Raw genomic sequence first — 13,381 nt, 5'->3', positions numbered from 1 at the left:
ACGTTTGATTTTTATTACTTAGTCATGGCTGTTTGATATGCAACAAGAACTTTCAGAAGTATATTTTTATTTGAAAGGGACATTGAAGTATAAGCGTCTGGCAATCATACTTGCTTTGTTTGTTTCTTTAGTCGCTTGGGCATACGTTTTTTTTATGCCGGATAAATTCGAGTCAAAGGCGAAAGTCCATATCGATTCGGCTACGGTAATTCGCCCTTTAATGCGAGGGATGGTGGTAGAGCCGGACATCTCGGCGTTAATTCGCATTATTCAGCAACTTATGTTTACTCGGCCAAATTTAGAGAAAATCATAGAGTTGTCTCAATTGTCGCGCTCTGAAAACGAATCTGCAGCTGCTACCGAGCTCATTGAAAATCTTAAAAAAGATATAACGATAACTGGTGGGCGAGGGGATATCTTCGATATCGCATACACTTCTCAGGATCCCGAGGTTGCTAAAAGTGTCGTTCAGGCTGTTTTGACCGTCTTTTCAGAGCAAACTGAAGGTAAGGCGATGGCTGATGCAAGTGATGCTCAGCGGTTTATTGAACAACAAATTCGTGATTACGAAATACGGTTGCAAGACGCTGAAAAGGCTAAGGAGGAATTCAAGAGAGTAAATTTAGATTTGCTAAATGAGTCCGATCAATTCCAAATGCTGCAAAAGTTGAAGGAGCAATTGCAAGAAGCGAATACGGCTTTACAACAGGCGCTTTCACGAAAAAGCGTACTAGCGGAACAGGTGGTTGATGTTCAAGACTCGGATGAGGATTGGGGTATGCCTACGGCTAGTCAAGAGGTTTCCGCTGATAATGCGAGAATCGAATCCTTAAAAGATAAACGAACAGAACTGCTCCTGAAATACACTGAAAGGCATCCAGAGATACTTGAAATCGATAAGCTAGTTGAACAACTTAAGAAACAGGAGGAAGAGGCAAAGGCAGCAAAAGCTCCAGTTGAGGAACCGGCGGTGGGAGGAGTTGCTTTAGGGGCTGATAAGATGGCAAACCCCTATGTTCAAGCTTTAAAAATGGGTTTGGATAACGCAGCTGCCGAGGTTGCTTCCAACCAGTCGCTTGTAGACTCGATTCAGTCTAGAATTAATAAGTTGCAAGAGGGTCTAAATGAGCGTCTTACAATTGAAACTGAAATGAAAAATTTGAATCGTGATTATGAGACTATCAGTCATAAGTACTCCGAGTTATTAGAGCGGCGTGAGCAAGCTCATATTACAGAGCGTGTTGATGATCAGACTTCTAGGCTCAAATTTAAAATCGCCAATCCTCCTAGCAAGCCTGACAAGCCTAGCTTCCCTAATAGGAAATTGTTTTACTCTTTGGTTTTAGTAGTGTCTGTGGTGGTGGGCTTCGGAGTGGCCTTTTTGATATATTTTATTCGGCCGGTATTTATGTCAGCCAGACAGGTTCGTTTGGTGACGGGGTTGCCTTCTTTGGGGAGTGTTTCCTTAACTTCTCAAGGTATAAATCAGTCCAATAACGTCGACTGGGTGTTGATTGCTACGTTTTTGATTTTTATTTCAAGCTATCTTGGAATAATGATATTCGAGCTATTAAAATAGTGCGAATAATTTATAGGTAACTTTATGAGCATTATCGAAAATGCGCTCAAGAAAGCCGGAAAGCAGGGCTTGGTTTTAGATGATGATCAAGTTTTGCCAAAAGGGAGTGCTTCCAGCCCTGCTATTGTAATAAACTCCGAAGAATTAGCATTGGCCGAGTCAGTCAGTGGTCAATTTTCCGAGCGGCAGGTTAATCTTGATTGGAAGGGATTGGCGGAGAAAGGTTATATTGATAATAATGATGCTAAGTCACAATTGGCCGAGGAGTTTCGTGTTATTAAACGTCCTTTGGTAAATAATGTACAAGGAGGAGATGGTAACGGCATTAGTCGTCCAAATTTGATTCTCATATGTAGTAGTTTACCGAGTGAGGGAAAGACTTTTATATCAATTAATCTGGCTCTTAGTTTGGCGAATGAACGAGATAAAAAGGTTCTGTTGATTGATGCTGATGTGGAAAAGCCCAGTATTGCCAAGGAATTGGGTGTTCAAAGCCCATTGGGGCTGATTGAATACTTGGAGGACGATAGAATAACATTTTCTGATATTCTGTTAAAAACAGATCTGCCAAATCTTAGCTTGATTACTGCTGGCAAACGCCATAAATACTCTACGGAGCTACTGTCAAGTCAAAGGATGTATCTTTTTGCGGAGGAAATCAGTCGTAGATATAAAGACAGGATTGTGATTTTCGATTCCCCGCCCTTGCTAGTGGCTACGCAAGCTCAGATTTTGGCTGAGCTGGTGGGACAGGTTGTTTTGGTGATTGCTGCCGAAATTACCCCACAAAGTGTCGTTAACGAAGCGGTTTCAAAGCTGAGTAATTGTGATGTTGTAATGACTCTTCTGAATAAGACTAGGCGTGAGATAGATATATACGGCCATAATTACAGTTACGGTAAGTATGGACAGCAGTAAAGCCCATTGTTTTAATAGGTTAAGGCTTCGGTACATTGCGTTTTTGGTTTGTATCAGTATATTTCACTCGCGCTATGTGGTCGCTTTGGAGTGGCGTGCTACACCTAGCATGTCGGTCAGCGAAATATTTTCAGATAATTTGAATTTGTCTGAAAATGCAAAGAAAAGTGGTTTTGTTACCGATATTAGTCCTGGAATATCGCTATTTGGGTCTTCCGCGCTCAGCAGTTTTAATCTGAACTACCGGTTGCAGGGTTTGTATAATGCTCAAGGTTCGGATAGCGTAGACTTTAATCATCAGTTACAGATGAGTTCTCGTTATCAGATTATTAGAAACAGATTGTTTGTTGAAACCAGCAGTTCTATCAGTCAGCAAAATATTAGTAATGCTTTTGTTGCGACTGATAATATCTCAGGTAACGGTAGTCGAACCGAGGCAAAAAATTTCAATATTTCCCCATATTGGACACCACGGTTCGGGCGATTTGCCAACGGTTTATTTAAAGTCGGTTACAGTCGTTCTTCATTCGATAATGGTGACTCGGCATTGGTTTCTCCGCTCGTTCAAAATCTGATATCAGATTCCGATAGTTTTTTTAAAGAAGCGAGATTGACCAGTGGTAGCGAGTTCAGCTCGGTTACTTGGGGAATGAACTATTCTTCGCGCGAGCAAAATAGAAATTCTGGACAAGATGTTCGATTTGAGGAGTATAGTGGTAATGCTCGGTATTATTTTAACCGGAAGTTTAATGTGTTTGGTCAGGCAGGCTTTTCGGATAATAGCTACCGAACTCTAGCGGCGAACAGTATTAACAATGGTTTTTTTTATACCATTGGCGGGCGGTGGAGTCCGAGTTTATGGTATTCATTGGAAGTCGGAGTCGGTAACAATAAGCATGTCACTATGACTTTTAATCCGTCTTCTAATTTTGGTTCGGCAATTACTTACCGTAATAAGGATATCGGGCTAAATACAGGAAGCTCGTGGGATGCTAATTTAAACTATCGAGTGCAGAGATTTAGCTTGGGTTTTAGTTATTCTCAAGATACGACCACTCTTCAACAGCTTCTAGTAGAGCAAGGCTTCTTCTTGCGAGATGCTTCTGGCAATTTGACGGATGTGGCGGATCTTCAAGACCTTATTAGTCAGGGTTTTTTAGCGTTGGATGGGTCGGGTAACGTAATAAAAGGTCCTAATTATAATAACTCTCAATTAGTATTAAATCCTTTTGATTTGGTTGATGACGTAATTGTTAGAAAGCGTGCTAGCGTAAATTTGGCGTATCAGACCGGTAAAAGCCGCTTCAATGCCACTGCTTTTAATGAAAGAAGAAGCTATGAGCTGAGAGTGGGAGAAGATTCGGCTTATGGAATCTCCGGGGGGTGGCAATGGAGTTTTGTGCCTCGATTAAGTTTTTATCTTCAGCCCTCCTGGCAACATTCGGTTGGTTCCGCAGCAAGTAATACACGTTACGATGTAGCATTGGGTTTAACTCGCTCCGTTCCCATAAATTTGGGGCGGCCATTATTGATGAACACAAAGTTGGAGTTTAGGCACATAGAACAGAATTCAGATAGCTCTTTCGGATTCGATTATACCGAAAATAGGGCAACCGCCAATTTTGCTGTGCGATTTTAATTTGCCTACTCGATATGTACGACGGATTTTATAACCTTAACCAAAAGCCTTTTCAATTAAGCGCGGATCCGGACTTCTTTTTTCAAAGTACAGTTCATAAGCGGGCTTTGGCATACATGCACTACGGGCTAACTCAGGGAGAGGGTTTTGTTCTAGTGATTGGATCGCCTGGTACTGGCAAGACAATGCTGGTTAAAAGTTTAATTAAGAATCTGAACAAGGACAAATTGCTCATTGGGGTAATGATGACCTCTCAGGTTGGGCCTGAAGATACCTTGCGGATGGCCGCATCCACGTTTGGATTTAAATTTACGTTAAGTGATAAAGCTAGTTTATTGACTGGTTTTGAACGTTTTATCGTCGAAAAGGCGCGTGAAGGTCGACGTCTTTTGTTGATCGTTGATGAGGCGCAGAATTTGCCTAAGCAGTCCCTTGAAGAGCTTAGGATGTTGACAAATTTAGATGTGAATGGTCACCCTGTTTTTCAGGTGTTTTTGATAGGCCAAACTGAGTTGAAGCGCACCATATATTCGGCCGATATGGAGCAACTTAAGCAGCGCATTGTTTCTACGTTTCAACTTGATCCCTTAGATGTCGAGGAAACTAGAGAATATATTTTGTTTAGATTACAAACCGCTGGTTGGCAAGGCAAGCCAGAGTTCGGCGTCGGTGTTTTCGAGGCTATCCACCAATTTACCGGAGGTATTCCGCGTCGGATTAACACTTTGTGTGATCGATTGATGCTTTTCGGTTATTTGGAAGAACTCGGTCTTATTGATGAGCAGTCGGTTAACCGGGTTATCGTTGAGGTTAAGGAAGAAATGTTATTGGAAGGCGGAGATGAATCGCGTCCAGAGGATTTGCCGTTACACTCGGCCCATTCTCGTAACAGTGAAGATATGGATTTGGAAACGCGAATAGGGCGGTTGGAAGATTTGGTTACTAATCTTCGCAGCACCATCAATAAGGAAAGAGCGCTACTTAGGAAAGCGATTTTGCTACAACTGGACATGGATCCGGTCTACGACGACACCTCTAGTTCGGAATAGTTCATGAAATCGAATGTGCTTGTTTGCGTCGTCGGCGCGCGCCCAAACTTTATGAAGATGGCGCCAATTATTAAAGCTTTGAAAGCGGTAGGTCAGCCGATAGTTCCCTATCTGGTGCACACCGGGCAGCACTACGATCAAGCGATGAAAGACACGTTTTTCCAACAATTAGGGATCCCGGAGCCTGATCGAGATCTTGGGGTTGGATCTGGCAGTCATGCTGTTCAAACCGCTAACACGATGCTGCGATTCGAGCCGGTGTTGGATGAGGTGTCGCCTTTCGCGGTATTGGTGGTCGGCGACGTCAACTCGACAATCGCATGTGGGCTGGTTGCGGTTAAGAAAAGCATCCCTTTGATACATGTTGAGGCCGGGCTGAGAAGTTTCGATCGGGATATGCCGGAAGAAATCAACCGAGTTTTAACTGATCAAATTTCAGATCTGCTGTTTACGACCGAGCGCGGCGCTCTCCATAACTTGGAGCGAGAAGGTATCGATGAAGGGCGGGTGTGCTTTGTTGGCAACGTGATGATCGATACGCTGTTAGCGAATTGTCAGCAAGCTGTGACGCCCGATCTGACGCTAGCGACCTATGGGAGTTCTCTAGCGATAAAGGAAGAAGGCTACGCGTTGCTTACCTTGCACCGTCCGTCCAATGTTGACGATCCTGATACACTGGTGCGTTTGATCAAAACCGTCGGTGAAATTAGTAAGAGGCTTCCCGTAATTTTCCCTGTGCACCCTAGGACACAGCAAAAAATTGCCCACGAGGGTTTGCTCGACGAATTCTCAACTGAACGTGTTTCTCTATTGCCGCCAGTTAGCTATTTGGAAATGCTGGGACTGATGCGAGCAGCGCGAGTGGTTCTGACAGATTCGGGGGGGCTACAGGAGGAAACTACCGCCCTGGGGGTTCCGTGCGTCACGTTGCGAGAAAATACAGAGAGGCCGATAACGGTTACCGACGGTACAAATACGATTGTCGGTACCGATGCGGAAAAAATTAAGGCCTGCGTCCACGAGATATTAGACAGCGGCGGTAAAAGGGGGCGGATTCCAGAGTATTGGGATGGTAACGCGGCGACACGGATTGTCGAGCGTTTGTTGCAGCGTTATTTCTAAGTGGGTATATGAAGCCTCAACGCATCGTTAACGCCATGACGGTGGATGTGGAAGATTACTTCCAAGTATCCGCGTTTGAACCCTATATTTCTAGTTCCGATTGGGATGATCTGCCGCATCGGGTCGAAGCCAATACCCAACGGATTCTGGATTTATTCGATGCGTATAAAGTAAAAGCTACCTTTTTTACATTGGGATGGGTCGCGGAACGCTATCCCAATTTAATACGCCGCGTTGTGCAGGATGGTCACGAACTGGCTTGTCACGGCTATCGACACATTAGAGTCACCCAGCAGTCTCCGGAGCAATTTCGGGAAGACATTCGGGTTAGCAAGCAAATTCTGGAAGACTTAGCCGGACAAGCGGTCATCGGTTATCGGGCGGCGAGTTATTCGATAGGCGCAAATAATCTTTGGGCCTTGGAAATATTGGAGGCTGAAGGTTTTATTTACAGTTCCAGTATTTATCCAGTCAAGCACGATTTGTATGGAATGCCCGGTGCGCCGCGATTTGCCTATCGGCCCGACAATGCACCAGGCTTGTTGGAAATACCGATAACCACATTGCGCATATTCGACCGTAATTGGCCCTGCGGTGGCGGCGGCTTTTTCCGCTTGTACCCCTATGCTGTGTCGAAATGGGCCTATCAGCGTCTCAACGATATCGAAATGCAGTCGGGAGTTTTTTATTTCCATCCTTGGGAAATCGATCCGGAGCAGCCTCGGCAGGCCAATCTGCCTGCGAAAGCTCGGTTTCGCCACTATTTGAATCTTGATAAAGTCGCTGGCCGCTTGGAAAGGCTGTTGAGCGACTTTGAATGGAATACCATGCAAAAGGTATTTTTATCGGAATCCGTGAAATCCACAACACCGCCATGATCAAATTACTCGAACCATCGCAAGCCCCGCGTTGGGATGCTTACGTGATGGCTGCGGCCGACTCCACCTTTTTCCACTTGTCCGCGTGGCAACGCGTTATTGCCGCTGCCTTCGGTCACGATACTTATTACTATTATGCCGAGCAGGACGGCGAAATTACCGGCATTCTACCGCTGACGCACATCAACAGTTTACTGTTTGGAAACACGCTGGTTTCGAATGCCTTTTGCGTATACGGCGGCATTGTTGCCAGTAACGACGAGGCGTTCCGTGCGTTACAGGCGCAAGGCAAACAATTGGCCAGAACTTTGAACGTTGATTGCCTTGAAATGAGAAATCGCGTTCAAACGCATCGCGATTGGCCGCATAAAGCGTTGTACGTAACATTTCGCAAAACGCTCGATTCCGACCACGAAAAAAACCTGAACGCGATTCCCAGAAAACAGCGAGCGATGGTGAGAGCGGGCATCAAAGCGGGTTTGGTCGGTGTAGTAGATAATGATGTGGATCGATTGTTTCAAGCGTATTCCGAAAGCGTCAGAAACTTGGGGACTCCCGTGTTTCCGAGGCATTATTTTAAAGTACTAAAAGAGGCTTTCGGTAACGATTGCGAGATATTATCGATCGAGCACGAAGGTCGTTTAGTGGCTAGCGTGATGAATTTTTATTTCAAGGATGAAGTTTTGCCTTATTACGGCGGCGGCACCGAGGCTGCTCGAGACTTAAAAGCTAACGATTTCATGTATTGGGAGGTCATGCGGCGGGCGGTGGATAGAGGCTGTCGCTTGTTTGATTACGGGCGCAGCAAGATCGATACTGGCTCTTATCGCTTCAAGAAGCACTGGGGCTTTGAGCCCGAGCCGCTGTACTACGAAATCGATTTGGTGAAGGCGAAGCAGATTCCGGACATCAATCCGTTGAATCCCAAGTATCGATTATTTATTGCAGCCTGGAAGAGGCTGCCGCTGCCAGTCAGTCAGGTTGTGGGACCATGGCTGGCCAAGGATTTGGGATAATTCGTGCCTAAGCTGCTATACCTGGTTCATCGGATTCCGTTTCCCCCCAACAAGGGTGACAAAATTCGCTCGTTTCATTTTCTGCGAGCGCTAGCCAAACGGTACGAGATATTCCTCGGCACTTTTGTGGATGATCCTGAAGACCGCCAATATATTGAAGCGCTCAAGCCTTATTGCAGGGATGTATGTTGTGTGGAATTGTCGCCCGGCCTCAATAAGCTTAAAAGCGCGCGCGGCCTATTCAGCGGCGAGGCGTTGAGTCTGCTGTATTATCGAAATATTACATTGCTTCGTTGGGTTGATCAGGTCATAAGTACCGAGGGTATAGACCGCGCGCTGATTTTCTCGTCGCCTATGGCTCAGTACGTCGAGCGTTACCCCGAGTTAAGGGTCGTCGCGGATTTCGTCGATGTCGACTCCGATAAGTGGAGTCAATATGCTCGCAGTAAAAGCTGGCCGGCCGCTTGGATCTATCGGCGCGAAGCTCGGACTTTGTTACGTTATGAGACACAAATTGCCAGTCGGGCGGCGAAGACGATATTTGTTTCGGAACAGGAATCCGCGTTGTTTAAGACCCTGGCGCCGATCGCGAAAGACAAGATTGATTTCGTAAATAACGGTGTCGATACTGATCGTTTTGATCCTAAAGTGGCTGATGATTCGCCGTTTCCGAGCGGACAATCCCCCATCGTATTTACAGGTGCCATGGATTATTGGGCAAACGTCGATGCGGTCAAGTGGTTTGCCGAGACTGTGTTCCCGGAGATCAAGCGACAATGCCCGCATGCTAAGTTTTACATAGTCGGTTCCAAGCCTGCCAAGGAAGTGCTGCAGTTATCGGAAAACGACTCGGCGGTGATCGTTACCGGCAAAGTCGACGATGTGCGACCGTATATTGTTCACGCCCGTTTGATCGTGGCACCGTTACGTATTGCTCGAGGCATACAGAACAAGGTTTTGGAAGCTATGGCGATGGCTAAGCCCGTGGTCGCAACGTCGGCGGCGATGGAAGGGATATCTGCTGGTCAAGAGTTGCAGGTCGCCCTCGCCGATGAACCAAATGAGTTTGCCGAAAGGGTTGTGTCTTACCTGCAACAACCTACTGTTTACGCCGAAGACAACCGTCGGTTTGTCGAACGTGCGTTTGGCTGGTCCGCGAATGCCGATAAGCTTTTGACTTTGCTCGGAGGTTAAGGTCGACGATGGACGAAGCGGTGCCTTTGGTTGTGCATATCATTTACCGCCTCGGCATCGGCGGTTTGGAAAATGGCTTAGTTAATATCATTAACAAAATGCCGAAAGAACGTTATCGGCATGCCATCATTTGTTTGGCCGATGCGACAGATTTTACCCAGCGTATCGACCGGTCCGATGTCGTCGTCCACCAGTTGCATAAGAAACCGGGGCAGGACTGGGCGTCGTTTTATAAGGTTTATAAGTTGTTTAAGGCTTGGAAGCCTGCGGTTGTGCATACCCGAAATCTAGGGGCTATCGAATATCAGGTTTGCGCGTGGTTGGCTCGAATACCCTACCGGGTTCACGGGGAACACGGCTGGGACGTGTTTGATCCTGACGGCAATAACCTAAAGTATCAGCGCTTGCGTCGAGCGTTGGGGCTAATCATTCATCGATTCATTCCATTGTCCAAACATTTGCAGGATTATTTGCAGGAAAAGGTCAAAATTCCGGCAGCTAAAATCACTCGCATTTGTAACGGTGTTGACACAAACCGGTTTTATCCTCGCGATTGCGATCGGGCGGCTCCAATGCATTGCGATATGCCTTTGTCCGGGAAAGTCGTCATAGGCACGGTGGGTCGTATGCATGGAGTAAAGGATCAATTGACACTGGTTAGGGCATACATTCATGCTTGCCAAATGTATCCGGGCTTTGCTGGAGTGGCTCGACTTTGGTTGATAGGGGACGGGCCTTTGCGTGCAGAGAGTGCGGGCCTACTGACGGATGCCGGATTGTTAGACCAAGCTTGGATGTCTGGTGATCGTGACGACATCCCCGATATTTTGCGTTGCCTGGATATTTTTGTGTTGCCATCCAAGGCCGAAGGTATATCCAATACTATACTGGAAGCGATGGCAACGGGGCTTCCAGTGTTGGCGACGAGGGTTGGAGGCAATCCCGAGCTGATCTTGGACGGAGAGACAGGGATGCTGGTCGAAAAGGAAAATCCGGAGGCTATGGCAAGGGTGCTAGCGGAGTGGGTTGCCGATTCCGACAAGCGTCGCCGTTTTGGGGCGGCCGGATTGGAGCGCATCCGCCAGGAGTTTTCGATCGATAATATGGTGTCTCGCTACCAACAGGTTTATGACGAGCGATAAATAGCGCCGGAGAATAATAATATGTGTGGCATCGTGGGGATATTCGATATGCAAGGCAGCGGGGAAATTGACCGCGAATTGTTGTCGAAAATGAACGAATCCCAGTTTCATCGTGGACCGGACGAGGGCGGTCTGCATAGCGAGCCCGGCTTGGGCTTTGGGCATCGTCGTTTGTCGATCATCGACTTGTCTAGCGGTCAGCAACCGATGCACAGCGCGGATAGAAATGTCGTCCTAACCTACAATGGCGAGGTATACAACTTTCCCGAGTTGCGCGGCGAGTTGGAAGCCTTGGGCTACAGCTTCAGAACTCACTGCGATACCGAGGTAATACTCTACGCTTGGCAAGCGTGGGGAGAAGCTTGCGTGGAGCGACTACGGGGTATGTTTGCGTTTGCGTTGTGGGACAGACCACAACAAACCTTGTTCCTCGCGCGTGATCGATTGGGTGTCAAGCCGTTGTACTACTCACTATTGGCTAACGGACATTTCATATTCGGTTCCGAGTTGAAGGCGCTTAAGCAGCATCCGCTGCTGCCAACTCGGATTGATCCGACGGCGGTCGAGGACTATTTCGGTTTCGGTTACGTGCCAGACCCTAAAACAATTTATCGGGATGTCTATAAGCTGGAGCCGGGGCATTGTTTGGCGATTCGGCGCGGAGGCGAACGGATTAAGCCTCGTCAATATTGGGATGTGACTTTCGACCCCGGTAATTTCTCCAGCATGGATGCTGTCGGTGAAGAGTTGATCGAACGCTTACGGGAGGCTGTTAAAATCCGGATGATGGCTGACGTGCCTTTGGGAGCCTTCCTGTCGGGCGGCGTTGATTCCAGCGCGGTCGTGGCTTTAATGGCCGGTTTGTCCGACGATCCGGTTAATACTTGCTCGATTTCGTTCGGCGATCCAAAATTCAACGAATCGCAATTCGCGGCTCAAGTTGCCGGTCGATATCACACTGCTCATCGGGTCGAACAAGTCGATCCCGATGATTTCAGTCTGATTGATTGCTTATCCGGTTTGTATGACGAACCCTATGCCGACAGTTCCGCATTACCCACTTATCGAGTTTGCGAGTTAGCCAAAAAACAAGTGACCGTGGTGTTGTCCGGGGATGGCGGCGACGAAAATTTAGCGGGTTATCGGCGCTATCGCTGGCATACCTACGAGGAGAGAATGCGTTCTTTATTGCCGGACGGTTTGCGGATGCCTTTGTTTTCGACCTTAGGTCGGGTCTACCCAAAACTCGACTGGGCACCGAAGGTATTTAGAGCAAAAACCACGTTGGAGTCGATAGGCCGAGATTCTATGGCGGGCTATTTTCATAGCGTGTCGGTGCTGTCTAATGGCATGCGTCAGCAATTATTTAGCGAGCAGCTAAGGGCGGAATTGCAAGGTTACGGCGCAATCGAGGTATTTCATCGATATCGGGAAAAAGCACCGAGCGATCCTCTGTCTATGGTTCAATATCTGGATCTGAAGACTTACTTAGCTGGTGACATCCTGACTAAAGTCGACAGGGCAAGCATGGCTCACGCCTTGGAAGTCAGGGTTCCGTTGTTGGACTACAAACTGGTGGAATGGATGGCGACATTGCCGCCGTCTTATAAGCTCAATGGTCGTGAAGGCAAATATTTGTTTAAAAAGTCACTGGAGTCTTATCTTCCGAACGATATTCTGTATCGACCTAAAATGGGGTTTGCCGTGCCTTTGAGCAGTTGGTTCCGAGGGCCTTTGAAAGAACGCGTACGGGAGGCCTTGTTGGGTAATACGCTTGGTCAAACGGGTTGGTTTAATCGCACTTACTTGGAGCATATGGTCACCCAACACCAGGCAGGTTTGCGAGATTACAGCGCTGCAATTTGGTCGCTGTTAATGTTCGAGGCGTTTCTTAGAAATGCCGGGTTTTGACGCTGGTTAACTTGTACGAGCGGGCAATAGACATTAATTAATTGATTTGCTAGAGTGTGAACCAATTCAAGTTTTTCTAAGTGGCGGTGTAATATGCGATTCGAAGAAGATGATAGCCTGATCGAGAACGGTCAACTGCAAGAGGGCAAGCAAGTCATTGATAAATCCAGAAGAAAGTTTGCTAAAGCTGGCGTTGCGGTTCCTGTCATCCTAACTTTGGCTAATCGTCCTGCATGGGGAGGGGGTACTGGTGGCGTTGACGAATGTACCATTTCTGGGTTTCATTCAATAGGTCCGAATAGAACTGCGTACTCCGGTAATATTGTGACTAATCCGGGGCCGCGTCCCCCGAAGCATTATTGCGACAACCCGAGTCAGTGGCCTTTAAGCAAATGTAAGCCTCACTCGAGTAAACACGACACGGGTGGAACTTTGGAAGGGGGATCTGGGTGTCGACGAGATAGAACGGCGCCAAACTCTTGGACCTCAAACCGGAACGACACTCAAAAGGGGCAATGGAACTTAAATGCGGTGTGGACTAAAAGCACTCAAGCGCCGAAAACGAAGAGTGAATTGCGATCCAACGGCCAGAATGACTATGCGACTCTTAAGCGTAACGAGGCCACCTACGGATATTATATCTTCAGTGATACTGCGTTAGGGCCTACCACCAATGCCAACAAAACGTTAAACGATTGTATAAAAGAGCTGGATCAAGGGACTGATATAGGGTTGGATAACTGTATGGCTTGGTTGTTTGTTAACGCTTGTGATGGCAAACATGTGGTTGGAAGCTCGCTGTCGGATGTCCAAGCTTGTTTTCAGGCGGTAAAGACCGGAGGTAAGTATAAAGTTGGTGCAGTAGATTGTTCAGCCCAGGATATTATTGACTTTTGCCATCACTTGATCGCTGACGGTTGCACGGCGTAAGAC

The 13,381-nt window shown here is 47.1% G+C and carries 11 protein-coding genes; all 11 read left to right on the top strand.

The features are described 5' to 3' along the window. Positions 1-37 precede the first annotated feature (37 nt). Positions 38-1,579, top strand: a complete 1,542-nt coding sequence (locus ACQE3E_RS19925) for an XrtA system polysaccharide chain length determinant (RefSeq protein WP_427500991.1) — start codon at positions 38-40, stop codon at positions 1,577-1,579. 24 nt (positions 1,580-1,603) lie between these two features. Continuing rightward, positions 1,604-2,497 (top strand): XrtA-associated tyrosine autokinase, encoded by an 894-nt coding sequence (locus ACQE3E_RS19920; RefSeq protein ID WP_168032894.1) that lies wholly within the window; start codon positions 1,604-1,606, stop codon positions 2,495-2,497. Beyond that, on the top strand, positions 2,484-4,136 hold the full coding sequence (locus tag ACQE3E_RS19915) for a TIGR03016 family PEP-CTERM system-associated outer membrane protein (protein ID WP_313730556.1): 1,653 nt from the start codon (positions 2,484-2,486) through the stop codon (positions 4,134-4,136). Before ACQE3E_RS19920 ends, ACQE3E_RS19915 begins: the two co-directional genes overlap by 14 nt. A 14-nt stretch (positions 4,137-4,150) precedes the next feature. Beyond that, the gene (locus ACQE3E_RS19910) at positions 4,151-5,185 is read left to right on the top strand and encodes an XrtA/PEP-CTERM system-associated ATPase (protein ID WP_313730557.1); all 1,035 of its coding nucleotides are present in this window, start codon (positions 4,151-4,153) and stop codon (positions 5,183-5,185) included. Positions 5,186-5,188: 3 nt separating this feature from the next. After that, the gene (gene wecB / locus ACQE3E_RS19905) at positions 5,189-6,307 is read left to right on the top strand and encodes a non-hydrolyzing UDP-N-acetylglucosamine 2-epimerase (RefSeq protein WP_313730558.1); all 1,119 of its coding nucleotides are present in this window, start codon (positions 5,189-5,191) and stop codon (positions 6,305-6,307) included. A gap of 8 nt (positions 6,308-6,315) precedes the next feature. Continuing rightward, positions 6,316-7,185 (top strand): XrtA system polysaccharide deacetylase, encoded by an 870-nt coding sequence (locus tag ACQE3E_RS19900; protein WP_313730559.1) that lies wholly within the window; start codon positions 6,316-6,318, stop codon positions 7,183-7,185. Beyond that, complete coding sequence (locus ACQE3E_RS19895; protein ID WP_313730560.1) at positions 7,125-8,201, top strand: FemAB family XrtA/PEP-CTERM system-associated protein; 1,077 nt, start codon at positions 7,125-7,127, stop codon at positions 8,199-8,201. Before ACQE3E_RS19900 ends, ACQE3E_RS19895 begins: the two co-directional genes overlap by 61 nt. A 3-nt stretch (positions 8,202-8,204) precedes the next feature. After that, positions 8,205-9,395, top strand: coding sequence for a TIGR03087 family PEP-CTERM/XrtA system glycosyltransferase (locus ACQE3E_RS19890; RefSeq protein ID WP_313730561.1), 1,191 nt, complete (start codon positions 8,205-8,207; stop codon positions 9,393-9,395). An 8-nt stretch (positions 9,396-9,403) separates the two neighbouring features. Continuing rightward, entirely contained in the window at positions 9,404-10,537 is a 1,134-nt protein-coding gene (locus ACQE3E_RS19885) for a TIGR03088 family PEP-CTERM/XrtA system glycosyltransferase (RefSeq protein ID WP_313730562.1), read from the top strand. Between the two features lie 21 nt (positions 10,538-10,558). Beyond that, the gene (locus ACQE3E_RS19880; protein ID WP_427500990.1) at positions 10,559-12,448 is read left to right on the top strand and encodes an XrtA/PEP-CTERM system amidotransferase; all 1,890 of its coding nucleotides are present in this window, start codon (positions 10,559-10,561) and stop codon (positions 12,446-12,448) included. Positions 12,449-12,541: 93 nt separating this feature from the next. After that, entirely contained in the window at positions 12,542-13,378 is an 837-nt protein-coding gene (locus ACQE3E_RS19875) for a hypothetical protein (protein ID WP_313730564.1), read from the top strand. Positions 13,379-13,381 lie beyond the last annotated feature (3 nt).

Source organism: Methylomonas sp. MED-D (assembly GCF_050276835.1).
In the GTDB taxonomy this organism is placed as follows: domain Bacteria; phylum Pseudomonadota; class Gammaproteobacteria; order Methylococcales; family Methylomonadaceae; genus Methylomonas; species Methylomonas koyamae_A.
Note: the sequence above shows the minus strand (reverse complement) of the source record. Positions and strands in the feature narration are given on the sequence as shown.

Excerpts from the sequence above, each read along its gene's own strand:
- ACQE3E_RS19925 (WP_427500991.1), top strand. The coding sequence starts at position 38 with ATGCAACAAGAACTTTCAGAAGTATATTTTTATTTGAAAGGGACATTG.
- ACQE3E_RS19920 (WP_168032894.1), top strand. The coding sequence starts at position 1,604 with ATGAGCATTATCGAAAATGCGCTCAAGAAAGCCGGAAAGCAGGGCTTG.
- ACQE3E_RS19915 (WP_313730556.1), top strand. The coding sequence starts at position 2,484 with ATGGACAGCAGTAAAGCCCATTGTTTTAATAGGTTAAGGCTTCGGTAC.
- ACQE3E_RS19910 (WP_313730557.1), top strand. The coding sequence starts at position 4,151 with ATGTACGACGGATTTTATAACCTTAACCAAAAGCCTTTTCAATTAAGC.
- wecB (WP_313730558.1), top strand. The coding sequence starts at position 5,189 with ATGAAATCGAATGTGCTTGTTTGCGTCGTCGGCGCGCGCCCAAACTTT.
- ACQE3E_RS19900 (WP_313730559.1), top strand. The coding sequence starts at position 6,316 with ATGAAGCCTCAACGCATCGTTAACGCCATGACGGTGGATGTGGAAGAT.
- ACQE3E_RS19895 (WP_313730560.1), top strand. The coding sequence starts at position 7,125 with ATGGAATACCATGCAAAAGGTATTTTTATCGGAATCCGTGAAATCCAC.
- ACQE3E_RS19885 (WP_313730562.1), top strand. The coding sequence starts at position 9,404 with ATGGACGAAGCGGTGCCTTTGGTTGTGCATATCATTTACCGCCTCGGC.
- ACQE3E_RS19880 (WP_427500990.1), top strand. The coding sequence starts at position 10,559 with ATGTGTGGCATCGTGGGGATATTCGATATGCAAGGCAGCGGGGAAATT.
- ACQE3E_RS19875 (WP_313730564.1), top strand. The coding sequence starts at position 12,542 with ATGCGATTCGAAGAAGATGATAGCCTGATCGAGAACGGTCAACTGCAA.